Source organism: Streptomyces sp. NPDC050674, from assembly GCF_040654575.1.
Taxonomy (GTDB): Bacteria; Actinomycetota; Actinomycetes; order Streptomycetales; family Streptomycetaceae; genus Streptomyces.
Genome location: NZ_JBFAIG010000010.1, coordinates 209748 through 234399, shown reverse-complemented (window position 1 = coordinate 234399; position 24652 = coordinate 209748). Strand labels below are relative to the sequence as shown.

Annotated in this window: 25 protein-coding genes; 15 read left to right on the top strand and 10 right to left on the bottom strand. The window is 71.8% G+C overall.

Annotated features, from left to right (window positions below; all coding sequences use genetic code 11):
- The first annotated feature begins 109 nt into the window (after nt 1-109).
- From AB0I06_RS19055 to AB0I06_RS19030, 6 genes are all read left to right on the top strand, one after another.
- A complete protein-coding gene (locus tag AB0I06_RS19055) occupies nt 110-661 on the top strand; it encodes an RNA polymerase sigma factor (RefSeq protein WP_363119966.1) in 552 nt (183 codons plus the stop codon).
- Entirely contained in the window at nt 658-1494 is an 837-nt protein-coding gene (locus AB0I06_RS19050; protein ID WP_363119965.1) for a zf-HC2 domain-containing protein, read from the top strand. The genes AB0I06_RS19055 and AB0I06_RS19050 overlap by 4 nt, the downstream gene beginning before the upstream one ends.
- Nucleotides 1491-2351 (top strand): ABC transporter ATP-binding protein, encoded by an 861-nt coding sequence (locus tag AB0I06_RS19045; protein WP_363119964.1) that lies wholly within the window; start codon nt 1491-1493, stop codon nt 2349-2351. Before AB0I06_RS19050 ends, AB0I06_RS19045 begins: the two co-directional genes overlap by 4 nt.
- A complete protein-coding gene (locus AB0I06_RS19040; protein ID WP_363119963.1) occupies nt 2348-3859 on the top strand; it encodes an ABC transporter permease in 1512 nt (503 codons plus the stop codon). Before AB0I06_RS19045 ends, AB0I06_RS19040 begins: the two co-directional genes overlap by 4 nt.
- A complete protein-coding gene (locus AB0I06_RS19035; protein WP_363119962.1) occupies nt 3856-4476 on the top strand; it encodes an ABC transporter in 621 nt (206 codons plus the stop codon). Before AB0I06_RS19040 ends, AB0I06_RS19035 begins: the two co-directional genes overlap by 4 nt.
- Nucleotides 4477-4584: 108 nt before the next feature.
- Nucleotides 4585-5547: a LysR family transcriptional regulator gene (locus tag AB0I06_RS19030; RefSeq protein ID WP_363119961.1), complete on the top strand. Its 963-nt coding sequence runs from the start codon at nt 4585-4587 to the stop codon at nt 5545-5547.
- Here AB0I06_RS19030 and AB0I06_RS19025 read toward each other — a convergent pair.
- Both AB0I06_RS19025 and mshD read right to left on the bottom strand, forming a co-directional pair.
- Nucleotides 5519-6046, bottom strand: coding sequence for a GNAT family N-acetyltransferase (locus tag AB0I06_RS19025; protein ID WP_363119960.1), 528 nt, complete (start codon nt 6044-6046; stop codon nt 5519-5521). The two genes, AB0I06_RS19030 and AB0I06_RS19025, sit on opposite strands and share 29 nt — an antisense overlap.
- The gene (gene mshD / locus AB0I06_RS19020; protein WP_363119959.1) at nt 6043-6969 is read right to left on the bottom strand and encodes a mycothiol synthase; all 927 of its coding nucleotides are present in this window, start codon (nt 6967-6969) and stop codon (nt 6043-6045) included. Before mshD ends, AB0I06_RS19025 begins: the two co-directional genes overlap by 4 nt.
- Nucleotides 6970-7113: 144 nt before the next feature.
- Here mshD and AB0I06_RS19015 point away from each other — a divergent pair, with 144 nt between their 5' ends.
- The 3 genes from AB0I06_RS19015 to AB0I06_RS19005 all read left to right on the top strand — a co-directional run bounded on the left by AB0I06_RS19015 (nt 7114) and on the right by AB0I06_RS19005 (nt 11374).
- Entirely contained in the window at nt 7114-8931 is a 1818-nt protein-coding gene (locus AB0I06_RS19015) for a bifunctional metallophosphatase/5'-nucleotidase (protein ID WP_363119958.1), read from the top strand.
- A gap of 58 nt (nt 8932-8989) precedes the next feature.
- A complete protein-coding gene (locus AB0I06_RS19010) occupies nt 8990-10201 on the top strand; it encodes a DUF2993 domain-containing protein (RefSeq protein WP_363119957.1) in 1212 nt (403 codons plus the stop codon).
- A 150-nt stretch (nt 10202-10351) separates the two neighbouring features.
- Nucleotides 10352-11374, top strand: coding sequence for a cellulase family glycosylhydrolase (locus AB0I06_RS19005; RefSeq protein WP_363119956.1), 1023 nt, complete (start codon nt 10352-10354; stop codon nt 11372-11374).
- Nucleotides 11375-11443: 69 nt separating this feature from the next.
- On the opposite strand, the gene AB0I06_RS19000 is transcribed toward AB0I06_RS19005, so the two are convergent.
- The 8 genes from AB0I06_RS19000 to AB0I06_RS18965 all read right to left on the bottom strand — a co-directional run bounded on the left by AB0I06_RS19000 (nt 11444) and on the right by AB0I06_RS18965 (nt 20077).
- Nucleotides 11444-13507 (bottom strand): pectinesterase family protein, encoded by a 2064-nt coding sequence (locus AB0I06_RS19000; protein ID WP_363119955.1) that lies wholly within the window; start codon nt 13505-13507, stop codon nt 11444-11446.
- 133 nt (nt 13508-13640) lie between these two features.
- The gene (locus AB0I06_RS18995) at nt 13641-14225 is read right to left on the bottom strand and encodes a CbrC family protein (RefSeq protein WP_363119954.1); all 585 of its coding nucleotides are present in this window, start codon (nt 14223-14225) and stop codon (nt 13641-13643) included.
- A 109-nt stretch (nt 14226-14334) separates the two neighbouring features.
- Complete coding sequence (locus AB0I06_RS18990) at nt 14335-15804, bottom strand: HAMP domain-containing sensor histidine kinase (protein ID WP_363119953.1); 1470 nt, start codon at nt 15802-15804, stop codon at nt 14335-14337.
- Nucleotides 15801-16538 (bottom strand): response regulator transcription factor, encoded by a 738-nt coding sequence (locus tag AB0I06_RS18985; protein ID WP_363119952.1) that lies wholly within the window; start codon nt 16536-16538, stop codon nt 15801-15803. The genes AB0I06_RS18990 and AB0I06_RS18985 overlap by 4 nt, the downstream gene beginning before the upstream one ends.
- A gap of 250 nt (nt 16539-16788) precedes the next feature.
- The gene (locus AB0I06_RS18980; RefSeq protein WP_363119951.1) at nt 16789-16974 is read right to left on the bottom strand and encodes a hypothetical protein; all 186 of its coding nucleotides are present in this window, start codon (nt 16972-16974) and stop codon (nt 16789-16791) included.
- 40 nt (nt 16975-17014) lie between these two features.
- Nucleotides 17015-18040 (bottom strand): trypsin-like peptidase domain-containing protein, encoded by a 1026-nt coding sequence (locus AB0I06_RS18975; protein WP_363119950.1) that lies wholly within the window; start codon nt 18038-18040, stop codon nt 17015-17017.
- Nucleotides 18041-18146: 106 nt separating this feature from the next.
- Entirely contained in the window at nt 18147-19169 is a 1023-nt protein-coding gene (locus tag AB0I06_RS18970; RefSeq protein ID WP_363119949.1) for a LacI family DNA-binding transcriptional regulator, read from the bottom strand.
- Nucleotides 19170-19297: 128 nt separating this feature from the next.
- Nucleotides 19298-20077: a response regulator transcription factor gene (locus AB0I06_RS18965; RefSeq protein ID WP_363119948.1), complete on the bottom strand. Its 780-nt coding sequence runs from the start codon at nt 20075-20077 to the stop codon at nt 19298-19300.
- A 172-nt stretch (nt 20078-20249) separates the two neighbouring features.
- Here AB0I06_RS18965 and AB0I06_RS18960 point away from each other — a divergent pair, with 172 nt between their 5' ends.
- From AB0I06_RS18960 to AB0I06_RS18935, 6 genes are all read left to right on the top strand, one after another.
- Nucleotides 20250-21101 (top strand): alpha/beta fold hydrolase, encoded by an 852-nt coding sequence (locus tag AB0I06_RS18960; protein WP_363119947.1) that lies wholly within the window; start codon nt 20250-20252, stop codon nt 21099-21101.
- Between the two features lie 39 nt (nt 21102-21140).
- Nucleotides 21141-21395: a MoaD/ThiS family protein gene (locus AB0I06_RS18955; RefSeq protein ID WP_010036212.1), complete on the top strand. Its 255-nt coding sequence runs from the start codon at nt 21141-21143 to the stop codon at nt 21393-21395.
- Between the two features lie 2 nt (nt 21396-21397).
- A complete protein-coding gene (locus tag AB0I06_RS18950; RefSeq protein WP_363119946.1) occupies nt 21398-22480 on the top strand; it encodes a hypothetical protein in 1083 nt (360 codons plus the stop codon).
- 153 nt (nt 22481-22633) lie between these two features.
- Nucleotides 22634-23371 carry a DUF2993 domain-containing protein gene (locus tag AB0I06_RS18945; RefSeq protein WP_363119945.1) on the top strand — a complete coding sequence of 246 codons (738 nt, stop codon included), beginning with the start codon at nt 22634-22636 and terminating at the stop codon, nt 23369-23371.
- Between the two features lie 201 nt (nt 23372-23572).
- Nucleotides 23573-23653, top strand: coding sequence for a putative leader peptide (locus AB0I06_RS18940; RefSeq protein ID WP_350310325.1), 81 nt, complete (start codon nt 23573-23575; stop codon nt 23651-23653).
- Between the two features lie 136 nt (nt 23654-23789).
- On the top strand, nt 23790-24635 hold the full coding sequence (locus AB0I06_RS18935) for a sulfurtransferase (protein WP_363119944.1): 846 nt from the start codon (nt 23790-23792) through the stop codon (nt 24633-24635).
- The last annotated feature ends 17 nt before the right edge of the window (nt 24636-24652 follow it).

Below are 24652 nucleotides of genomic sequence, written 5' to 3'. Positions count from 1 at the left end.
CTGGAACCACCCTTTCACTAATTGAGTAGTGAAAGGGTGGTGGAAGGAGGGCCGGAAAGTCAAGCGCGGGTGCGTGAACCGTTCGGCCGGGGCCGTCCGATGAGGAGACGTGAGCGATACGAGAAGCGACGGGGAGCTGCTGCGGGCCATCGCCGCGGACGCCGACCGGCGCGCCTTCGAGGAGCTGTACCGGCGCTACGCGCCATGGCTCCGGGCCCGGCTGCGGGGGCGGTGCGCCGACCTCGGCGTCGTCGACGACGTCGTGCAGGAGACCTTCCTCGCGGTGTGGCGGGGCGCCGCCCGCTACCGGGAGGAAGCCGGTTCCGCGGACGCGGCCGGGTGGCTGTGGCGCATCGGCTCCCGGCGGCTGGTGGACGCGCTGCGGGGCGACGGGGCGCGGGGACGGCTGCGGCAGGCCCTGGCGAGGCTGCGGCACCGGGACGAGGTGTCGGCGGAGGAACGCGTGCTCGCGGGGGTGGAGCACGGGGACCTCGCCGGGGCCCTGGTCCGGCTGTCGCCGGAGCTGCGGGCGGTGTTGCAGGCGACCGTCATCGACGGGCTGACCACCCGTGAGGCGGCGGTGCTGCTCGGGATACCGCCCGGGACGGTCAAGACACGGGCGATGCGCGCCCGGAAGCAGTTGCGGGAGGCGTTGGCATGAGCTGGCACGTGGCCGAAGAGGATCTGCGCGCCTATGCGCGAGGGGAGTTGCGGCCCCCTGCGCTCTGGTCCGCCGACGCGCATCTGACCTCGTGCGCCCGGTGCCGTGAGGTGCTGGCGGAGGTCAGTGACCCGGTCGCCCTCGACGCGGGGTGGGACCGGCTCGACACCGAGCTGGACGCGCCCCGGGCCGGGCTGCTGGAGGGGCTGCTCGTGCGGCTCGGCGTGGCCGGGCACACCGCGCGGCTGCTGGCGGCGACGCCCGTGCTGCGCGGGTCCTGGCTCGGGGCCGTCGTCGCCGTGCTGCTCCTGAGCGTGGGGGCCGGGCACGCCGTGCGCGGCGGGGAGTTCCCCACGCCGTTCCTGGCCCTCGCGCCGCTGCTGCCGCTGGCGGGGGTGGCGCTGTCGTACGGACCCGTGCTGGATCCGACGTACGAGATGACCGTGGTCGCGCCGATGCACGGGTTCCGGCTGCTGATGATCCGGACGGTGGCCGTCCTCGCCGTCGTGCTCGGGCTGAACGGGCTGGCCACCCTGGCACTGCCCGCCTACGGGCTGCGGGCGCTGGCCTGGCTGCTGCCCGCGTTGGCGCTCACCGCGACCGGGCTCGCGCTGACGCCCCGGCTGGGGCCGGTGCTCGCGCCGTCCCTGGTGGGCGGGGCGTGGCTCGGGCTGCTGCTGACGGCCGACGCGCTGCGGACGGGGGCGGACGTGCCGCTCGCACCGTTCACCCTCGCCGGGCAGGGCGTGGCCGCGACGGTCGCCGCGCTCGCCGCCGGGCTGCTCTTCCTGCTCCGTGACCGATTCGACCTCTGCCAGGGACGTGCCGTATGACCCCGACCGTGTCCGCCTCCGGGCTGAGCCTTCGCTACGGCGGCACCCGCGCCCTCGACGACGTGTCGCTGCGGCTGACCGGCGGCGTCACCGGGCTGCTCGGGCCCAACGGCGCCGGCAAGACCACACTGCTGCGGGTGCTCGCCACCGCCCTGCCCGCCGACCGGGGCGCCTTCACGGTGCTCGGGCACGACCCGGGGACCGCCCGAGGCCGCCAGGAGGTGCGGCGCCGGCTGGGCTACCTGCCGCAGACGCCGGGCTTCCACCCGGACTTCACCGCCTTCGAGTTCGTCGACTACGTGGCGATCCTGAAGGAGATGACCGACCGGGGGGCCCGGCACCGGGAGGTGCGGCGGGTGCTCGACGAGGTCGGTCTCGCGGACGTGCGGGGCAAGCGGATCCGCAAGCTGTCCGGCGGGATGCGGCAGCGCGTCGCCCTGGGGGCCGCCCTGGTCGGTGACCCCGGGTTCCTGGTCCTCGACGAGCCGACCGTGGGGCTGGACCCCGAACAGCGCATGCGGTTCCGGGAGCTGATCGCCGGAGCGGGGGAGGGGCGGACGGTGCTGCTGTCCACCCACCAGACGGAGGACGTGGCGATGCTCTGCCACCGCGTGATCGTCATGGCCGGCGGGCGGGTGCGGTTCGAGGGCACCCCGGCCGAGCTGACCGCCCGGGCCGCGGGACGCGTGTGGAGCAGCACCGGACGGGACCCGGGCGCGAAGGCGGGGTGGCGCACCGGCACCGGGACCTTCCGCAACGTGGGGGACCCGCCGCCCGGCGCCGAACTGCTCGAACCCACCCTGGAGGACGGCTACCTGCTCACGCTCGACGGCACCGGAGCGGAGGTGGCGGCATGACCGCGGTGACGGAGAAACCGGCCGTGCCCGGGACGGTGGAGGCGCCGGGCGGGGCCTGGAAGGCCGTCCTCGCCCTGGCCGTGTTCGAGTCCCGCCGGCTGCTGACCCGGATCCCGGTGCTGCTGGCTTTCGCGGTGTACGCCGGCTGGACCGTGTGGCGCGACGGGAGGGCGTGGGGCGACTACCCGGCCCTCCAGGACGCCGACCGGGCCACCCAGGGCGCGCCGATGCTCATCGGCCTCGCGGTCCTGCTGTCCGTCAACCTCGCCGCCCTGCGCTCCCGGAGGCACGACACGGAACGGCACCTCGCGGTGCTGGTCCTCCCGCGGTGGCGCCGTACGGCCGCCCACGCCCTGTCGGTCGTGGCCGTGGCCCTGCTCACCGCCGTGTGCGTGGTCGGGCAGTTCGGCCGGGAGGCACTGCGGCCCGGCGCGATCGGGCACGGGTCGGTGGGCGAACTGCTCGTCGGCCCGCTGACCGTGCTGCTGTTCGGGCTGTTCGGGCTGCTCCTGGCGGGGCTGGTGCGGTCCGTTCTGGCCGGGCCGCTGCTGGTGGTGCTCTTCCTGTTCTTCTTCCTCTTCCTCTCGGGCATGGACTACGGGGCGAGGTGGCTGCTGCCGGCGGTCGAGGAGGCGTCCCCCAACACCATGCCGTCGGACCTGATGGGCCGGCCGGCCGCCTGGCACGCCCTGTACCTGGCCGGGCTGGGCCTGTGCCTCGGACTGCTGGCGGTGCTCCTGGCCGGTGCCCGCAAGCCGGCCGTGTTCGCCGGTGTCGCCGGGGCGCTCGCCATGACGCTGGCCGGCGGAGTGGCCCAGTCGGCGGGCGACTCCCCCGAGCTGGTCAAGGCACGCGAACGCGCGAGCGTGCACCCCGAGCAGATGCAGTCCTGTGTCCGCCGGGACGGATCGACGTACTGCGCGTTCCCCGAGTGGGGGCCGCGGGTGGCGGACTGGGCCGGGGTCGTGGACCGGGTCCGGTCCCTGGCCGGGGGCAGCGCCCACGAGCAGGACCTCGTCGTACGGCAGCGGATCGAAGCGCGCTACGGCCTCTCCAGTGACTCCGCTCTGGCCTCGCTGGAGCGGCCGCACGAGGTGACGGTGGGCACCCAGTGGGGCGGCAACCGCGTCCCCGAGTTCTCCGCGGCCGTGGCCGGGGTGCTGATCGCGGGCGACGAGAAGGCCGCGACCTCGATCTGCGACGGCCGCATGGTCCCCCTGATGTGGCTGGCCGTGGGCTGGGAGGCCGAGCCGCTCGACGCGCTGCGCCGCGTCCGCCTCGACGACACCGTCACCGGCTCTTCCTTCGTGCTCCAGCCCACCGATGGCCTGTACATGACCGAGGTCCAGACCGAGGTGCTGCGGGCGCTGCTCGACCTGCCCCGCGACGAGGCCGAAGCGCGGGTCAAGGACCACTGGGGCGAACTGACCGCACCGAAGGTCACCACGGCCCGGGCCGCCGAACTGCTCGGCCTGCCCGCGCCCGAGGGGAAGGACAAGTGCTCGTGATCAGGCAGTTGGTGTTCCCCGTCCACCGGACGGCGCCGTGGGCGGCGATCGGCGCGGCCGGGGCGACGGGACTGCTGCTCGCCGCGCTGACCCGGACCGGCGAGACGGCGGAACAGCTCTCCCTGTATCTGCTGCGGGCAGCGATCCTCGCCTTCGCGGTGGGCCTGGCCTTCCTCCTGGACGACCCGGCCCGGCACACCACGGCCGTCGTGCCGACCCGGCGCCCGGTCCGCATCGCCCTGCGCACGGCCCTCGCCGTCCCTGCCACGGCGGCCTGGTGGACGGTCGCGCTGCTGCTCGTGCCGCCGGGCGTACGGCCTCCGGTCGCCGACATCACGCTGGAGGCGGGGGCGGCCTTCGTCCTGGCGGTGGCGGGAGCTGCGGCCGCGGTGCGCTTCAGCGAGGTCACCCGGCCCGGACCGCCGGTCGCGGGCGCGCTGTTGACCACAGCCGTCCTGACCCTGCTGTTCTGGCCCGGCCGTTTGGCCCTGTTCGTACCGGTGCAGGACGAACGGTGGGCAGCGGCGCACGAGCGGTGGGCAGTGGTGCTGGGCGGGGCCGTGCTCCTCGGCCTGGTCTGCACGGTGGAGCCACTGCGGCGGCGGATCCGGCTCTAGTCGGCGCCCGGCACATCGAGCGGTTGTGCAGATGGCCACGCCCAGCCGTGTACGTCGATCCAGCAGGGCAGTCCTACAACCACGGGTTGTCTGGCTACCCTGCTACTCGTGGATCTCAAAGCCGTACGCGCCTTCGTCGCGATCGCCGACTCCGGGCAGTTCCAGAAGGCCGCCGTGGACCTGGCCCTCACCCAGCAGGCCGTCTCCAAGCGGATCGCCGCGCTGGAGAAGGACCTCGGGGTACGGCTGCTGGTCCGCACGCCGAGGGGCGCGGAACTCACCATCGACGGACAGGCCCTGCTGCCGCACGCCCGGGTCCTGCTCCAGGCGGCGGAACGGGCCACCACCGCGGTGCGTCCGGGGGACCGGGCACTGCGGGTCGACGTCGTGGGACGCCGGGCCGCCACCGGCGGACTGGTGCAGGGCTTCCACCGGGCGCGTCCGGAGATCGCGCTGGACGTCGTCACGCTGTTCGACGTGGAGACGGCCGTGACCGCCGTGCGGGACGGGGCCGTCGACGCCACCTTCCGGGCCGTCACCATGCCGGGGCACCGGCTCCCCGACGGCATCGGCGCCGTCCCGGTCCTCGACGAGCCGCTGCACCTGTGCGTCGGCCCCGGGCACGCCTTCGCCCGGGCCCCCTGGGTGTCCCCCGCGCAGCTTGCCGGGCACCGGATCTGGATGCCCGGCAACGTGCCCGGGACCGAGTGGCACGCCTACTACGAGGCGCTCGCCGCCGAGTTCGGGCCGTCCATCGACACCATCGGCCCCAATTTCGGCCTCGAAGCGCTCCTCGACACCATCGCCGGTTCCCCGACCGTGGCGACCTTCCTCAGCGAACGGACCCCGCACGTCTGGCCGGCCGGCCACGACCTGCGGCTGGTGCCGTTGCGTGACCCCGTCCCGGTCTACCCGCACTCCCTGCTCTGGCGCACGGACAACCCTCATCCCGGCCTGACCGCGCTGCGGGACCACCTGACGGCGACCCGGCCGCTGCCGCCGGAGGGAACGACCTGGTGTCCGGCCTGGGCCCGGAGCGCGCCTACCCCAGCCGCTTCTCCATCAGCGTGAAGGACTTGGGCGCCCCGCCCGGCTGCGGCTTGCCCTCCTTGTGCCCCACGACCCGGTAACCGGCCTGCTCGTAGTAGGCCGTGAGCGGGGTGTTCGTGGCCAGACAGTCCAGGCGCACGGCGGTCCGCCCCGCCTCGGCCACACGGCGTTCCGCGGCCGTCAGCAGCAGCCGGCCCGTCCCGGGCGCGGCCGTGCTCCGGTCCGCCATCAGCCGGTGCACGTACCCGGCCACCGGCGGCTGCGGACCCCAGGCGTCCTCGTCCTCCCACCACAGCTCCCAGGCACCGGCCAGGCGCCCGCCGCTCTCCGCCAGCCAGACCTCGCCGTGCGCCATGACCCGGCGGAAGTGCTCCTCGTCCAGCTCCCCGGGCCGCCACTGCCCGGTGACGCCACGGGCCAGCATCCAGCGGGCGGCGTCGTCGCGGAGCCGGACCAGGGCGGTGAGGTCGGATGCGACGGCCGGGCGGACACACAGGCCCGGCACCGCGGAAGCGCTCACGTCTCCGTCCGGTACATCAGGTCCACCTCGTGCGTGACGAACCCCAGCCGCTCGTACACCGACACCGCCGCCTTGTTGTCGGCGTCGACGTACAGCATCGCCGTCGGCAGGCCCTGGGCCGCGAGATGCCGCAGCCCGATCGTGGTGAGGGACTTGCCGAGGCCGCCGCCCTGCGCGCCGGGGCCGACGCCGAGGACGTAGACCTCGCCCAGGCCCTCCTCGGCGTGCACCTTCGTCCAGTGGAAGCCCACGAGTTCGTCGCCGCGGAAGGCGAGGAAGAAGCCCGCCGGGTCGAACCACGGCTCGGCCTTGCGGTCGTCGAGGTCGCGCTGGGTCAGCGAGCCCTGCTCGGGGTGGTGGGCGAAGGCGGCGGCGTTCACCGCGAGCCAGGCCGCGTCGTCCCGGCCGGGCTCGAAGGTCCGCACGGTGACACCCTCGGGGAGCACCGGCTCGGGCGCGTCGAAGTCGGTCAACGGCCGCCGCATCTGGCGCAGTTCACGGAACAGCGTCAGGCCGAGGACCTGCGCGAGGTGCCGGGCGGCGGAGTGCCCGCCGTGCGCCCACACCCGCAGCCGCTTGCCCGACGCGGCCAGCAGCGCGGACCCGAGCGCCCGCCCGTGCCCGTGCCCGCGATGACCGGGGTGCACCACCAGCTCGGCGGCCGGCGGCTCCACCGGGTCCGTGTCCTCCAACTGGGCATAACCGACAAGTTCCCCACCGGCGGTGAGCAGCAGATGGGACACACCCGCACGCTCGCCGCCCCGCAGCTGCAACCGGCCCTGTTCGGACACCGCCTGCTGCCCGTCGGTCCGGGCCGCCTCCTCGAGCAGTCCGAGCACGGCCTCGGTCTGCTCCGCGGAGAGGGCGGCAAGGGTCTCGATCGAGCGGGGGCGTCCGGGCCGTACGGTGTCGTCGCTGGTCATGCGTACGAGGGTACGGGGCACCACCGGCAAAACGGCGGCAAAGAAGCAACCAGGTCGTAACCACGAAACACCTGTCGCGCTACGCGCGTTGACTCTAGGCTGCGCCGGACGACATCACCGTCCGACAGACCCACAGGGGGGCGTATGCCAGCCACTTCACCGGCGCATCCGGAGCGCCGGAGACGCCGTACGAACCGTTTCGCCGCTCTCGCCGCCGGTGTGGTCACCGTCGGCGCGCTGGCCGCCGCGGCGCTGCCGGGTTCGGCCAGCGCCGGCGAGGACCAGCACGAGGGCGGGTACGGCCACGGCCGCTACCAGGACGTGCAGCTGCTGTCCTTCAACGACCTGCACGGCAACCTGGAGCCGCCCGCCGGCTCCTCCGGCCGGGTCACCGAGACGCAGCCCGACGGCACGACGAAGACCATCGACGCCGGTGGTGTCGAGTACCTCGCCACGCATCTGCGGCAGGCCCGCAAGGGCGAGAAGTACTCCATCACCGCGGCCGGCGGCGACATGGTCGGCGCCTCCCCGCTGATCTCCGGGCTGTTCCACGACGAGCCGGCCATCGAGGCGCTGAACAAACTCGACCTCGACGTCACCTCCGTCGGCAACCACGAGTTCGACGAGGGCGCCAAGGAGCTGGCCCGCCTCCAGAACGGCGGCTGCCACCCGAAGGACGGCTGCTACACGGACGAGACGTTCACGGGCGCCGACTTCCCCTACCTCGCGGCCAACGTCCTCGACGAGAAGACGAAGAAGCCGATCCTCAAGCCCTACTGGGTGTGGAAGAAGAACGGCGTCAAGGTCGGCTTCATCGGCGTGACCCTGGAGGGCACCCCGGGCATCGTCTCCGCCGAGGGCGTCAAGGGCCTGTCCTTCAAGGACGAGACCGAGACGATCAACAAATACGCCAAGGTGCTCCAGAAGCAGGGCGTGAAGTCGATCGTCGCGCTCATCCACGAGGGCGGCTTCCCGGCGTCGACGTCGTACAACTACGACTGTGACTCCCCGGGCGCGGGCGACGGCATCTCCGGGCCGATCGTCGACATCGCCAAGAACGTCACGCCGCAGGTGGACGCGCTGGTCACCGGCCACACCCACAACGCGTACGTGTGCAGCATCGCCGACCCGGCGGGCAAGCCCCGCATGGTCACCTCGGCCGCGTCCTTCGGCCGCCTCTACACCGACACCACGCTGACCTACGACCGCAGGACCGGCGACATCGCCCGTACGGCGGTGAAGTCCGCGAACCGCGTGGTCACCCGGGACGTCCCCAAGGCGCCCGACATGACCGAGCTGATCAGCAAGTGGAACACGCTGGCCGCGCCCATCGGCAACAAGCCGATCGGCTGGATCTCCGGCGACATCGGCAACACCGGCACCGAGTCCCCGCTCGGCGACCTCATCGCCGACGCGCAGCTCGCCCACGGCAAGCAGCTCGACCCGGAGACCGACCTGGCGCTGATGAACCCGGGCGGCATCCGCGCGCCGCTGACCTACGCGGCCAAGGCCGGTGAGGGCGACGGTGTCGTCACCTACGCCGAGGGCTTCACGGTCCAGCCGTTCGCCAACACCGTGAACCTCCAGGACTTCACGGGCGCGCAGGTGATCCAGGCGCTCAAGGAGCAGGTGTCCGGCCCGAACGCGGCCGCCCCGAAGGTCCTCCAGGTCTCGTCCGGTCTGACCTACACGCTGGACCTCACCAAGTCCGGTGCCGACCGGGTGGTCACGGACAGCATCAGGCTGAACGGTGCGGCCATCGACCCGGCTGCCACCTACCGCGTCGCGACGAACAGCTTCCTCGCGGGCGGCGGCGACGGCTTCCCGACCCTCGGCCAGGGCACGAACGACGTCGTCGGCTCCGACGACCTGAGCGCCCTGGAGCAGTACCTGACGGCCAACTCCTCGGCGTCGAACCCGATCGCGCCGCCGAAGGCGGACCGCATCACGATCGTGAAGTAAGTCGCATACCCGGGGTTCGAGTTGCGGGTGGGGGAGGTACGCGTGATCGGATGGATCGATGCGTACCCCCCACCACGTAGCTGCGCATCCCCGTCCGAACCCGTACGAGGAGCTCGCCGCCCTCGATGACGGGCCTTTGGAGGAGACCCCTCTGGAGGAGTTCCTCGCGAAGGAACCGGATGCGGGCGCCGAGGACGCCTGGACTCCGCCGGACCACCGCCGTGGCGGCAGGCGGCGCAGGAAGAATCGTTTCGCTGGCTTGCCGCTCGCGGTGAAGGCGGTGGTCGGGCTGGCCGTCCTCGCCTCCTTCGCCGCCCTCGGCGACCGCTGGGCCGTGCTGTACGCCGAGCACCGGGCCGCCGGCACCCTCAAGGACCGCCTCGACCTGGCCGCCGCTCCCGAGGTGGAGATCGGCGGCTTCCCCTTCCTCACCCAGCTCGCCGACAAGCGCCTGGAGTCGGTGAAGGTGACCGTCCCGGACGTCGCCGCCGACCGGGTCTCCCTGGCCAAGGTGTCGGCCACGGCCCACGACGTGACGCTGGACGCCGACGGCCCCACCTCCGTGCGCGGCGCCCACGTCCCCCGCTTCGACGGGGAGGTCCAGCTGACCTTCGCCGACCTCAACCGCGAACTCGGCGCCTCCCAGGTGACGTTCACCGGCGAGGGCCACAACCGCGTCCGTGCGGACGGCACCCTGCCCGTCGCCGGGCACGACCTGCGGCTGCGCGCCGAGGCCCGGATCGAGCGGCAGGGCGAGCGGGGCATCGCCACCGAGATCGGCAACATGCGCCTGGACATCGGCGACCTGGCCACCTACCGCCCCGGCACCCGCCCCTCGGAGGGCCTGCACCTGACGCCCAAGGGCACCGCCGACCTCGCTCGTCAGACCCGCAAGGCCAAGGCGCTGCTGTCGGTCCCGGCCATCGTGCGGCGGATGGGCGTGCCCGAGGCGACCGTGCGCGAGGCCCTGGCCGACGACGGCAAGCTCACCGAGCTGACCGGCTCCCCGCGCTTCGCCCGCCAGGCCGCCCGCCTCAACCTCATCGACCTGGCCCTGGAGCACCCCGACGTCATGCGCCGCCTGGGTCTCGACCCCAAGCTGCTCGACTCCCTGGCGGGTTTGACCCGCCCGGTGCTGGCCGACCGGTTGTCCCTGGCGTTCGAACTGCCCGAGCCGGAGCAGGGGAACGTGCGGCTGCGGGACGTGCGGGTGGAGAAGGACGGCATCCGGGTGCGGGTGTCGGGCACCGGGCTGACCCTGGGCTCCTAGGCTGCGTTCGGCTCCCGGCCTGCTTTCTTGATGAAATTTGGTGTGCTGATGTGTTGACCTCTGTTCGAGTTCTCTTCTAGTTTGCGGGAGCCAACGAGCCGCCGATCTGTACGCGAGGTTCGCTCGAAGTACTGCTCAGAAGGGGACGTCGTGTCACGAAAGACTCACCGGGGGACAGCCGGCCTGGGAGCGCTGCTCGCCTGCGTCACGGCATTCGGCGGGGCCCTCGCCTCTCCCGCAGCCGCATCCCCCGCCACCCCGCCGCCCGTCAGCGACTTCAAGGGCGTCAACTGGGCGGACCCGCGCGACAACTACGCCCATGACGCGGTCGTGCCCTCGGGTCTGTCCACCTCCGACAGCTACGCCACCACCTACGCCAAGTCCAGGGCGATCATCGGCGGGTTCTCCAAGCTGGGCGCCAACACCGTCCGCCTGCCGGTCAATCCGACCTCCGTGAACGGCCCGTTCTGGAAGTCGTACCGGGGCGCGATCGACGCCGCCACCGCCAAGGGCTTCAAGGTCATCCTGGGTTACTGGGAGGCCGACAACGCCAAGGACGGCAAGATCGACGACCAGGCCTCCTGGGACCGGATGTGGACGCGGATCACCTCCGCCTACGCCCGCAACCCCAAGGTGTACTTCGAGCCGATGAACGAGCCGTTCGGCTACACCGCCCAGGAGTGGACCGACATCGCCGCGAAGTGGGTGAGCACCCACGGCAACGTGCCCCGCGACCGCATCCTGATCGGCGGCTACAAGTACAGCGAGGACGTCAAGCCGGTCTGCGCCGACCCGCGCCTGAAGGGCACCCGCCTGGCCCTGCACAACTACGGCTTCTGGCACACCGACTGGACCAGCGTCGACCAGTGGAAGGCGGACTTCAAGAGCCGCATCGGCGACTGCGCCTCCCGCACGATCCTCGACGAGTTCGGTGCCTCCATGACCACCGGCCTGGACTACAACGGCCCGGCGGGCAGCTCCAACGAGATCGCGTACATCCAGGCCGCGACCGACACCATCCGGGAGCTGGGCCTGGGCTCGGTCTACTGGCCCGGCCTGCGCAACGGTGACACCTACTCCCTCACCACGCTCCAGGGCACGGGCACGAACCTCAGCCTGACGGTGAACAACCAGAGCGGCCTGGACCGGCTGCACTACGCCTGGAAGCAGTGATTCCCACCGGAACCATGGTGGCCCTTCCGGGTCCGGCGCCGCTCGTCAGCCGGACCCGGAAGGGAGTCGTCAGGACGCCGAAGGCGTCCAGCCCGCGAGCCAGTCCGCGACCTCCTGGTCCGCGGCCTGCGCGTCGGTCAGATGAGGACGGTCGGCGCTCGCCGGGCCAGCACCGGCGCCGTAGTTTCCGTACTCGGCGAACCGGTCGTCCTTCCAGGAGAAGCCGCTCATGTCGGTCCACGGCGTGGACTTGATCGCGTTGCTCAGGTTGGTGTTGCGGACGGTGGCCTGGGGGTCGAGGGTGGCGTCCCCGCCCGCGTGCCAGGGCCGGCCGAGGTAGAAGCTCCCGGCCGAGACGTCGCCGTTCACCGTGGAGTTGGCGATCAGGATGCCCTTGCGGTTCGCGGCGGTGCTCGGCGCGGTGATGTACCCGGCCGAGGTTCCGTCCCAGCGCTTCTTCAGCGTGATGACGGACTTGTCGACCACGGCGGTGGCCCGGCCGAAGATGAAGTCGACGTTGCCGACGACATAGGAGTTGCTGACGTACACCCGGCCCAGCCGGTCCTTCGACGCGGTGTCCAGCAGCAGGGTGTCCTGGTCGCCGCTGACGATGATCCCGTCGAGGAACACCTTGTCGGCGGCGGTCCGCAGGGCGACGGCCTGCCGGTCCTTGATGTTCTGGTTGGCCTTCTCGTCGAAGTCGTTGGAGATGGTCAGGTTGCGCGCCTGGAAGTCGTCCGCCTCGACGGCGACCGTGGCGCTGCCGCCCGTGCCGTAGGTGCCGCCGCCGGGCTTCGGGGTCCCGGACGCGTTGTTGTAGACGATGGTCGTGTCCTTGCGGCTGCTGCCGGTACCCCGGATGGTGACGTGCGGCTTGTTGGAGGGCACCTTCACCAGTTCCCGGTACGTCCCGGGCTTCACGGCGATCACCACGCGCGAGGGGTTGTTCGCCGGTACGGCGTTCACGGCGGCCTGCACGGTGCGGTACTGGCCGCTGCCGTCCTGGGCGACGGTGAGCGTGGTGGCGGCCGCGGCCCTGGTGGAGGCGGCGGTGGTGCCGAGGGAAGCACGCGGCCCGGCCTGGGACGTGAGGAGCGCCGGAAGGGAGGCGGCCTTGTCGAGGGTGTAGGGGTAGTACGTCTTCGGGTCGAAGGCGCTCCCGCCGCTCTCGTTGCGCCCGCTGGTGCCGCTGAAGACATTGCCGCGCTGCACGATCGAGGCGCCGCCGTCCTTGATGACGGGGTTGTCGACGCCATGGAAGAGGGAGTTCTCGAGCACCATCCTCGTGCCGCCGCGCGAGTAGTTCCCGTACGAGGACTTGATGCCGGTGCCCGGGGCATCCTCCAGGAAGTTGTTGTACAGGTGCGCGTGGGCGGCGTTGTCCGTGGAGGGGTTGCGCTGCTCGGTCTCGCGGATCCAGTTGTGGTGGATCGTGATGTCGGTCTTGACGTTCTCGGTCCAGCCGATGCCGAAGGTCTTGTTGTTGTCGCTGAGCTTGTTCCACGACACGGTGACGTTCGTGCTGTCCTTGCGGACGTCGATGAGCCCGTCGGCCATGTGCCGCAGATCGTTGTGGTCGATCCAGACGTGATGGGCGCCGTCCATCTGGATCGCGTCGAAGTCGTGCTCCTTGTCGTTCCAGATGCCCTGGTACGCGTCCCGGATGGTCAGGTTCCGGATGATCACGTTGTGCACGCCCTGGCCGAGGAAGAACCCGCCGCCGACGATGTGTCCGGCGGTCCCCTGACCCACGATGGTCTTGTCGGACCGCACCTTGATCTCTTTGCCGACCGGGTTCATCGTGATGGTCCCGGCGACGACGATGACGTAGGGCTCGGCCGCCGTCGCGTACTTCTCCAGATCGGCGAGCGTCTTGACGGTGACGGTCTTCCCGCCCCGGCCGCCGTAGGTCCCGTTCTGCCCGAGGGAGTTGACGGAGGCGAACCCGTCGGCGGTGTCGGTGGCCCAGGAGGGGGCGGCGGCCGAGGCCTGCCGGCCGGTGGAACCCAGGACACCGAGGTCGGTGCCGTAGGCGAGGGTACCGGCGGCGGTGAGGGCCAGGGGGACCCCGACCACCAGGGCGGTACGGCTTCTGCGACGACGGTGCTGGGCGCTGCTGCGCGGCTCACTCATGCGGCGATCCGTTCCATGTGGGGGAATGACCGCTGATGAGTCGCCGCGCCCTGAGGAAAGGTTGCCGGGGTATCCGCCTTGCGTCACAAGGGACTTGGGCCGGAGGTTTCCTCGATGCCGCGCACGCGGCCCTTCAGGACGCGTCGACGTAGGCCAGGTGTGTCCCGCAGACGGTGCAGCGGAAGAGCATGGCGCTCGCCCCCTCGCCCAGGCTGGTCAGGAAGTGCTCAAGCCGGGCCTCGTCGTGCCGGCCGTCGACGCGCATGTCGGTCCGCAGCCGGTCGAGCGCTTCGGGATGCGCCGCCAGCCCGCTGTAGCCGACTTCGCCGAGGAACGCGGCGGCGTCCTGGCAGTGGACGAGCCAGCGCGGATCCTGCCAGGCATGGAAGCCGGGGGTGCGGCGGGTGACCTCGTGCAGGACGTCCTCGCTCACACCGCCGAGCCCGCATGCGTCGGCGAATTCACCGGTGAAGCGTGCGGCCGCGCTCCCGTCCGCGATGCACCACGGGCAGAACCGTCCGCTGACGTCCTGGGCGGTGTAGAAGGTGGCCGTGTAGATCCATCCCCTGTCGCGCTCGCAGCAGGCGCACGTCTCGGCGGCCGCGCGGATGGACCCACTGGCGAGGGGATCCGGGTGGTAGCGGAAGAAGGGCAGACCGGCACTCGTCGGCACCTTCCGGTCCGCGTCCTGGCGGCCACGCCCTGAATCGGAATCCATGCAGGGCAGTCTGTCCGCGGGCACTTCCTCGATCAAGCGAGGGGCCGGCGTCGTCCAGGTCGCCTTCTCCTGCCGATGCCGGCCCGCCCCGTGCGGGCGCGATCGTCCGTCAGTCGGAAGGGGGCAGCTCCTCCGGCGGAGGCACCGCCGCCCCCGGCAGCCGTACCGTCGCCACCGTGCCGCCACCCTCGGCCCGGGACAGGGACACCTCGCCGCCGGCCTGCTGCACCGTACGCGCGACGATCGACAGGCCCAGGCCCGAACCCGGCAGCGCACGGGCGCTCGGGGAGCGCCAGAAGCGGTCGAAGACGTGGGGGAGTTCGTCGGCGGGGATGCCCGGGCCGTGGTCGCGGACCGTGAGGACGCCCTCGGACAGACGGACCTCGATCGTGCCGCCCGCCGGGCTGAACTTGACCGCGTTGTCCAGGATGTTGACCACCGCCCGTTCCAGGGCGGAGGGTTCCGCCCGGACGAACCAGGGCTCGATGTCGGCCGTGATCGTCAGCTCCGGGCCGCGCAGCCGGGCCCGCCGCAGCGCCGACTCGACCGTGTCCTGCCAGGCGACGATCTGTGCCCGGCCCGCGTGCTGGCCCGTGTCCGGGCGGGACAGTTCCTGGAGGTCGCCGATGAGTGCGGCCAGCTCCGTCATCTGCGCCTTCACCGACGCGAGCAGTGCCTTGCGGTCCGCCTCGGGAAGGGGCCGGCCCGTCTCCTCGCTGCGGGTGAGGAGTTCGATGTTGGTGCGCAGGGAGGTGAGCGGGGTGCGCAGCTCATGGCCGGCGTCCGCGATCAGCTGCTGCTGGAGGTCGCGGGAGCTGGCCAGGGCCGAGGTCATGGCGTTGAAGGAGTGGGACAGACGGGCGATCTCGTCCTCGCTGTCGTCCTCCACGGGGATGCGGATGTTCAGGTCCTCCGTGCGGGCCACGTGCTCGACGGCGTCCGTCAGCTTGTCGACGGGGCGCAGCCCGGCCCGGGCGACGGCCAGTCCGGCGGCCCCGGCGCCCAGCACTCCCACGCCGGAGACGAGCAGGAGGATCAGCGCCAGTTCGTTGAGCGTGGACTGCGTTCCCTTGAGCGGCAGGGCGATGACGAGGGAGTAGTCGGCGGCGACGCCCGGAGGCAGGTGGTCGTCCTTGATGACGACCGCCGTCGTCAGGACGCGCAGCCTGTTGCCGTGGTCGTCCGTGCCGTCACGGATGCGGCCCTGGTTCGGGTCGGGGTCCCTGGCCACGGCCTTGTCGTCGCCGGTGACGCGGACCCGGGTCGTGGAGGACGGGAAGAGACACAGCTTGCCGTCGACGCGGACCAGCTGCCCGTAGGTCTTGGGCCGCGACCCCATGCCCAGCGCGTCCGAAGGCGTCTGACGGCAATCGCCGGTGAGCGCCTGGAACTCGTCCGGGCGCAGCGGCGCGACCGACGACTTCAGGTCGTTGTCGATCTCGTCGTACAGCTTGCCCTGCACGATGAACCAGCAGGTCACCGAGACCGCCGCCACGGCGAACGCCACGGCCGCCGCCACCAGCAGGGCCAGCCGGGAGCGGATCGGCAGGGAGCGGAACCGGCGTACGAGCTTGTTCACTCGGTGCCGCCCTGCCGCAGCACATAGCCGACGCCCCGCACCGTGTGCACCAGCCGCGGCTCGCCGCCCGCCTCGGTCTTGCGGCGCAGGTACATCACGTACACGTCCAGGGAGTTCGACGACGGCTCGAAGTCGAAGCCCCAGACGGCCTTGAGGATCTGCTCCCGGGTGAGGACCTGGCGCGGATGGGCCATGAACATCTCCAGGAGCGTGAACTCCGTCCGGGTCAGCTCCACCTGGCGTCCGCCCCGCGTGACCTCGCGCGTGGACAGGTCCATGCGCAGGTCGGCGAAGGTGAGCGCGTCCTCGTCGGCCGGGCCGGCCGCGCCCACGGTCGCCGCGTAGGAGCTGCGGCGCAGCAACGCGCGGATCCGTGCGAAGAGTTCGTCGAGTTCGAAGGGCTTGACGAGGTAGTCGTCGGCGCCCGCGTCGAGGCCGGTGACACGGTCGCCGACGGTGTCACGGGCCGTGAGCATCAGGATCGGCGTGGTGTCCCCGGTGGCGCGGATGCGGCGGGCCGCCGTCAGGCCGTCCATGCGCGGCATCTGGATGTCGAGGACGACCAGGTCGGGCCGGTAGGCCGCAGCCTTGTCCAGCGCGTCCGCCCCGTCGACGGCGACCTCGGTCCCGTACCCCTCGAACGCGAGACTGCGCTGGAGCGCTTCGCGTACGGCCGGCTCGTCGTCGACGATCAGGATGCGCTGCGGGTCACGGTCACCGTCTGCGGGGCTCATGGGTCGGGAGTCCTAGGGGGTGAAGGGGGACGGGGGTGCTGCGTTGACGCTCTCAGCGTCCCACGTCAGCGGGCGGTGACGGGAGGAGCGCCGGCCCGGCGGCGTGCGGCGATGGGGGAGGAACGTCCGCCGGTGGCGCGCTATGCCGGAGGCGCCTCGGCCCGGTGGCGGGCGGTGACGGGAGGAGCGACCCTCGTGGCCCGTGGCCCGTGGCGCCGGATGCGGATCGGTCCGGGCGACGGCAAGCGCGTCAGCCCCGTCCCGCGCGGCGTCGGGCCGTCGCCCTGCCCGACGCCCGGCGGGTCGCTGCCGTCCCCGTCGACGCCACCTCCGCCGCCCGGCCCGTCGGCGGGTGCAGTTCGTGCGCCACCGCCAGGGGCAGCCCGATCCCCGCCGGGTCCCCGCCCGGCTCCGGGTGCGCAACCCGCTCGATCATCGCCCTGCTCCTCGCTGTCGTCGCTGTCGATGGCCGGGACTCAGTCGGTCGCACCCGCCCGCAGCTTCGCGAGGTCGGCCTTGACCGTGTTGATCGGGATGGCGAAGCCCAGGCCGACGCTGCCCGCGTCGGAGGACGAGGAGGCCTGGCTCGTCGGCGAGTACATGGCGGAGTTGATCCCGACGATGTTGCCGTTCATGTCGATCAGCGCACCACCGGAGTTGCCCGGGTTGAGGGACGCGTCGGTCTGGAGCGCCTTGTACGTCGTCGTGCTGGACCCGGTGTCGCCGTTGAACTGGCGTCCGCCGAACTCGAACGGCCACTCGTCGCCCTGCCCCTGCCCCCACTGCTGCTGGCCCTGGCCCTGGCCCTGGTCCTGGCCCTCCTCGGTCGGCACGGTGACGTCGCGGTCGAGGGCCGAGATGATGCCGCTGGTGACGGTGCCGGACAGCCCTTCGGGGGAGCCGATCGCCACGACCTGGTCCCCGACCTGGAGCCCGGCCGAGTCGCCGAGCGTGGCCGCCTTCAGGCCGGAGGCGTTCTCCAGCTTGATCAGCGCCAGGTCCTTCTTGCTGTCGGTGCCGACGACCTTCGCGGTGTACGACTTGCCGTCGCTGGTCGTCGCCTTGATCTGCGAGGCCCCGGCGACGACGTGGTTGTTGGTGACGATCTCGCCGCCGCTGGTGATGATCACGCCGGAGCCGGTGGAGGAGCCGGCGTTGGAGTCGGCCTTGATCTCGACGATGCTCGGGCTGACCGCCTTCGCGACCCCGGCGACCGTGCCCTTCTGGCTGGAGGGGACCACGGTGGTGCTGGTGGAGCTGGAGGCGACGGTGTCGTTGCCGGTCAGTTCCTGGATGCCGTAGGCGGTGCCGCCGCCTATCGCCGCCGCGACGATCGCCACGGCGGCGACCAGGGCGAGCGGGCCACGGCCGCGCTTCTTCGGATGCGGAGCATGCGCCGGGGCGTACGCCGGCGGGGGCGGCCACTCGGGGTTCACCGGGGCCTGCTGCTGACCCTCGTAAGGGTTCTCGTACTCGCCACTGCGGTGGAAGCTCTCGGTCATGGAACAGAGCTTGTCGCCCGACCATGAGAGCTTCCTGAGTGCTCCCTGAGAAGCCCGACAGAACCTCGTATGCCCGATATAAAGAGCCGGGCTCGCCCGCCGGAGGCTACGCGCAGCCGCAGGACTGCCGGGTCACCAGCCGCGACGGGAAGACCTTCAGCCGCTCGCGCCGGGCCCCCGCGACCCGCAGCCCGTCGTCGAGGACGAGGTCCACCGCCGCCCGGGCCATCGCCGGACGGTCGGACGCGATCGTCGTCAGGGGCGGGTCGGTGAGCGCCGCCTCCTTGATGTCGTCGAAGCCGGCCACCGCCAGCTCGCCGGGCACGTCGATGCGCAGCTCGCGCGCCGCGCGCAGCAGGCCGATCGCCTGGTCGTCGGTGGAGCAGAAGATCGCCGGCGGCCGCTCGGGCCCCGAGAGGATCTTCAGGGCCGCCTGGTAGGCGTCGTAGCGGTTGTACAGGGCCTCGAAGAGGCGGCCCTCCGTGGAGATCCCGGCGTCGTCCATCGCGCGGCGCCAGCCCTCGACGTGGTCGGAGACCGGGTCGCCGACCGCGGGGGTCTCGGCTATGCCGCCCATACAGGCGACGTACTCGTAGCCGTGCTCCAGCAGGTGCCGGACGGCGAGCTCGGCGCCGCCCAGGTCGTCCGTGGTGACGGCGACGTCGTCGATGGCCTCGGGCCGCTCGTGCAGCAGCACCACCCGGGCGTCCCAGGCCTCGATCTCGGCGGCGGCCAGGTCGTTGAGCGCGTGGCTGACGAGGATGAGCCCGGAGACCCGCATGCCGAGGAAGGCGCGCAGGTAGTGGACCTCGCGCTCGCCCACGTAGTCGGTGTTGCCGACGAGGACCATCTTCCCGCGCTCGGAGGCGGCCTGCTCGACCGCGTGCGCCATCTCCCCGAAGAAGGGCTGGCGGGCGTCCGGGATGATCAGGCCTATGAGGTCGGTGCGCCGGGACGCCATCGCCTGGGCCACCCGGTCGGGCCGGTACCCCAGTTCCTTGATCGCGGCGAGGACACGCTCGCGCGTGGCCGGGGCGACCGGCCGGGGTCCGTTGTTGATGACATAGCTGACCACGGCAGTGGAAGTCCCTGCCAGCCGCGCCACATCATCCCGAGTCACCTTGGCCACGCGCGGAGTCTACGCGGATATACCCGCTCCGGGCAGGGCGTAAAGGAGGTTCCGTACGATATCCCGACCGCCGTCCGGGGCACCCCGTGCGGGAAGCGATGCCCAGGTCGGCGCCGTTGTACGCCTCGCTATGCCTTGGCGTTGGCGTCGACGGCCTCCCTGGCGACCGACTTGTCCGCGCTGTCCGGCTTTGCCTTGGCGGCCTTGGCCTTCGCCTCCTCGGCGGCCCGCTCCACCTTCTCCGGCGTAACGAATCGATAACCCACGTTCCGGACGGTGCCGATCAGCGACTCGTGCTCGGGGCCGAGCTTGGCGCGCAGCCGCCGGACGTGCACGTCGACCGTGCGCGTACCGCCGAAGTAGTCGTAGCCCCAGACCTCCTGGAGCAGCTGGGCGCGGGTGAAGACCCGGCCGGGGTGCTGCGCGAGGTACTTCAGGAGCTCGAACTCCTTGAAGGTCAGGTCCAGGACGCGGCCCTTGAGCTTGGCCGAGTACGTCGCCTCGTCGACCGACAGGTCGCCGTTGCGGATCTCCATGGGGGAGTCGTCGCCGACGATCTGCTGCCGGCCCATGGCCAGGCGCAGCCGCGCCTCGACCTCCGCGGGGCCGGCGGTGTCGAGCAGGACGTCGTCGATGCCCCAGTCGGCGGTGACGGCGGCGAGGCCCCCCTCGGTGACGACGAGGACGAGCGGACAGCCCGGCCCGGTGGAGCGCAGCAGCTGGCACAGGCTGCGGACCTGGGGGAGATCACGGCGGCCGTCGACGAGGATGACGTCGGCGCCGGGGGTGTCGACGAGGGCCGGGCCCTCCGCGGGGGCCACACGCACGTTGTGCAGGAGCAGGCCGAGGGCGGGAAGCACCTCCGTCGACGGCTGGAGGGCGTTGGTCAGGAGCAGCAGAGAACTCATATGTCTGGTTCCTCCTCGGTCCCTGCGAGGACGTTTGTTGGCACAGCACCGCTCTGCGATCCCGAAGGCCCCGTACACCTGCGGTTTCCCGCGTCGTATACAACGCTTCCGAAAGCACAAAAGGACCCGGGGGCTACGGTGCCCGAGTCCTCTGCCCAGCAGAATAGCCCACATGAGCTCTGGTCCGGCAGGTCATGTGGCGCGTTCCACCGATCGTCCGCATGTCGAGACGGGTGGGGGAAAGCCTGTGCGGATGCCGTCGAGGGCGTTTCTGCGGACGTCGGACGGTGTCGCGATCGACGCCGTGTACGAGCCCGGAGCGGCCGCGTACGACACCTCGGGGACTCCTTCCGCTCACCCCGTGTTCGTCGTCGCCCACGGGTTCACCGGCGCGGTGGACCGCCCGCACGTGCGGCGGATCGCGGAGGCGTTCGCCGTCCACGGAGGCGTGGTCACCTTCTCCTTCCGCGGGCACGGCATGTCCGGCGGGCACTCCACGGTCGGCGACCGCGAGGTGCTCGACCTGGCGGCGGCGGTGGCCTGGGCGCGGAGCCACGGGCACGCGCGCGTGGTGACGGTGGGCTTCTCCATGGGCGGCTCGGTGGTGCTCCGGCACGCGGCGCTGCACCCGGGGCGGACGGACGCGGTGGTGTCGGTCAGCTCGCCGGCCCGCTGGTACTACCGGGGCACCGCGCCCATGCGGCGGCTGCACTGGCTGGTGACCCGGCCCGAGGGGCGGATCGTGGGCCGGTACGGCTTCCGGACCCGCATCCACCACCGCGACTGGAACCCGGTGCCCCTCTCACCGGTGGAGGCGGTGCCGAGGATCGCCCCCACCCCGCTGCTGATCGTGCACGGCGACGCCGACGGCTACTTTCCGGTCGACCATCCGCGGATGCTGGCCGCGGCCGCCGGTGACCAGGGCGAACTGTGGCTGGAGCCGGGCATGGGGCACGCCGAGCACGCGGCGGGCGACGAACTCCTGGCCCGGATCGGGGAGTGGGGCGTCGGCCGGGCGGGCTAGCCTGACGGGGTTCACCGTCGGAATTCATTGAGGAAGCAGATGCCAAAGGTCACGGTGCGCTACTGGGCCGCCGCGAAGGCCGCGGCCGGGGTGGCCGAGGAGCCCTATGAGGCGGCCACGCTCGCCGAGGCGCTCGACGGGGTGCGCGAGCGCCACCCCGGGGAGCTCGAGCGCGTCCTGCGCCGGTGCTCCTTCCTGGTGGACGGTGACCCGGTGGGCACCCGTGGACATGAGACGGTACGGCTGGCCGACGGCGGCACGGTCGAGGTGCTCCCGCCGTTCGCAGGAGGATGACGATGACCGACCAGCCGAACCAGCCGCACCAGCCGTACGACGGCTACGACCCCTACGGGCAGCAGCCGCAGGCGTGGCCCGGGCAGGGCCACCAGGGGTACGAGGACCCGCACGCCGCGCAGCAGTACACGCAGCAGTGGCAGGGACAGACCTGGGAGACGCAGAACCACCAGGCGGTGTCCGCGCAGGCGCCGGATCCGGAGACGGCGATTCTGACGCCGCAGTCGCCCCGGCCGCCGCAGAGTCCCCGGACGCCGCGGGCATCCGGGGCGCCGGCCGCAGCCGACGCCTCCGCCACCGGCTACGGCCCCGCCACCGTCGGCGGGAACGCGCGCGTCACCGACGCGCAGCGGGCGCGAGCCGAGGGGCGCTCCCCGATCATCGAGCCCGGGGCGCAGCCTGCCGCGCTGACGGCGCTGCTCGGGCTGCTGCTGGCCGGTGCGGCGGCCGTCGGGACGTACGCGCTGCTCGTGCCGCTGGTGATCCTCCAGGCCGTCACCGCCGCGGGCTGGTTCCGGCTGAACGGGATGTGGCCGGCCCGGCAGGGCATCGCGCTGGGCTTCGCGGGCGCGCTGGCCGCGGACGCGGCGCTGCTGGTCTCGGGCCGCTCCCCCTCGGCGATCCTCGGCACGATCGGAGTGTGGGTGCTGCTCGCGCTGGTCCTCCAGCTGCGCTCGCACGCCGACCCGGACGAGCGGATGTACGGCCTGATGGCGACGGTCGCGGCCTCGGCGCTGGCGATCGTGGCCGGCGGCTACCTCGCGGCCGACGCGGACGCGGTGACGGTGGGCGCGGTGGCCGTGGCGGTGGCCGTCCTGGCCCGCGCGCTGCCGCTGCCGACACCGGTGTCGGTGGTGGTGTCCCTGCTCGCGGCGGCGGGTGCGGGCATCGCGATGGGCGCGGTCACGGACCTCGGCACCCCGGGCGCCTTCCTCGGCGCGGGGGCCGCCGTCTGCGCCCTGATCGGCCACCGGGTCGCGAGCTACGACTACCCGTCCCGCTTCGTCCACTTCACCGCGGGCGTGGCCCTGCCACTGGCCGCGGCGGCCCCGGCGGTGTACGTCCTGGGCAGGGCGCTGGCGTAGATCCCTCTGTGACAGGACGCCGGGCGCCCGCCCTGTCACAGATGATCAACAATCCTCCGGTTCCTCTTCCCCACAGGGTTACCCTCACGCAAGGGACGGCCACCCGGTCGTCAGGCACCGCCGTCTAACCGACTGGGTGGGGGAAACACCGCAATGCGCGCACTGCGAATACTGCTGATCTTCGTCGTGATCCTGGGCGGGCTCTTCGTGATCGCCGACCGCGTCGCGGTCGGCTTCGCCGAGGACGAGGCCGCCGACCGGCTGAGGACGACGGAGAACCTGTCGGCCACCCCGGACGTGTCGATCAAGGGCTTCCCGTTCCTCACCCAGGTCGTCGGCGGTTCCCTGGACGACGTCGAGGTCGGCATCAAGGACTACGAGGCCGCCGCGGGCAACGGCGAGCAGAAGATCCGCATCGACGACCTCCAGGCCGACATGAAGGGCGTGGAGTTCTCCGGCGACTACCGATCCGCCACCGCCTCCAGCGCCACCGGCACCGCGACCATCGCCTACGACGAACTGCTGAAGACGGCCAAGTCCGAGCCGACCCAGGTCGCCCCGGGCGTCACCGCCAAGGTCGTCGGCCTCTCCGACGGCGGCAACGGCAAGATCAAGGTCACCGTCGAGGCCACGGTCCTCGGCACCAGGCTGCCGGAGCCGGTGTCCGTGCTCAGCTCGGTGAAGGTCGTGGACGGCACGGTCCGGGTGCACGCCGACGGCCTGCCCCAGTTCGGCGGCGTCGACATCGCGGAGAACAAGGTCCGGGCGATCACCGACTTCCAGCAGAAGATCGACGGCCTGCCCGGCGGCATCGAGCTGGACACGGTCCAGGCCGCCCCGGACGGTGTCGAGATCACGGTGAAGGGTTCCGACGTCCGGCTGGCCGGGTAGGCAGGGGCACGGCGGACCCCGCCCTCTGTCCGGTGGGCGAGACGGCTATGTCCGCAGCGTAGATGTGACGGGGGATACGGGCGGCCGGACGCCATGCGGCGACCGGCGCGGCAGGCTCTTCATCCCATATGGCGGATTGTCGTGTCTCAGAATGCGACACACCGGTGACACGCCCGCCCGACCGTCCCTACGATCGACGTTATGAAGCGACAGGCGGACCTCACGAAGCGGCGGGCAGTAGACCTGTGCCGCGTCGCCGCCATGCTCTGTCGCACCTTCTGAGCGATCGCGTCGGCAGTCGCGCCGGCGCGCGCATCCCCGCAGCCCTGCATCCAGGGCACCCGTGCGCCGCCCTGCCTCAAGGGTGCGCCCTGCAGACTCGCACGCCCCGCCGTAACTGCCCCGGAGGAGAAGAAGCATGAGCCGCAACGACGTCCTGGTCGACGCCGACTGGCTCCAGGAGCACCTGGACGACCCGACCATCGCGATCGTCGAGGTGGACGAGGACACGTCCGCCTACGAGAAGAACCACATCCGCAACGCCATCCGGATCGACTGGACGCAGGATCTCCAGGACCCGGTCCGCCGTGACTTCGTCGACCAGGAGGGCTTCGAGAAGCTCCTGTCGGAGAAGGGCATCGGCAACGACCACACCGTGGTCCTCTACGGCGGCAACAACAACTGGTTCGCCTCCTACGCCTACTGGTACTTCAAGCTGTACGGCCACGACAGCGTCAAGCTCCTCGACGGCGGCCGCAAGAAGTGGGAGCTCGACGCCCGCGAGCTGGTCCCCGGCGACGAGGTGCCGGAGCGTCCGAAGACGGACTACAAGGCCAAGGCCCAGGACACCTCCATCCGCGCCTTCCGCGACGACGTCGTGGCCGCGATCGGCTCGCAGAACCTCGTCGACGTGCGCTCGCCCGACGAGTTCTCCGGCAAGCTGCTGGCCCCGGCCCACCTGCCGCAGGAGCAGTCGCAGCGCCCGGGCCACGTGCCCAGCGCCCGCAACATCCCGTGGTCCAAGAACGCCAACGACGACGGCACCTTCAAGTCGGACGAGGAGCTCAAGGAGCTCTACGCCGCGGAGAACGTCGACCTGGCCAAGGACACCATCGCCTACTGCCGCATCGGTGAGCGCTCCGCGCTGACCTGGTTCGTGCTGCACGAGCTCCTCGGCGTGGAGAACGTCAAGAACTACGACGGCTCCTGGACCGAGTACGGCTCCCTCGTGGGCGTGCCGATCGAGCTCGGCGCCAACAAGTAAGCAACCCGACCGACCTT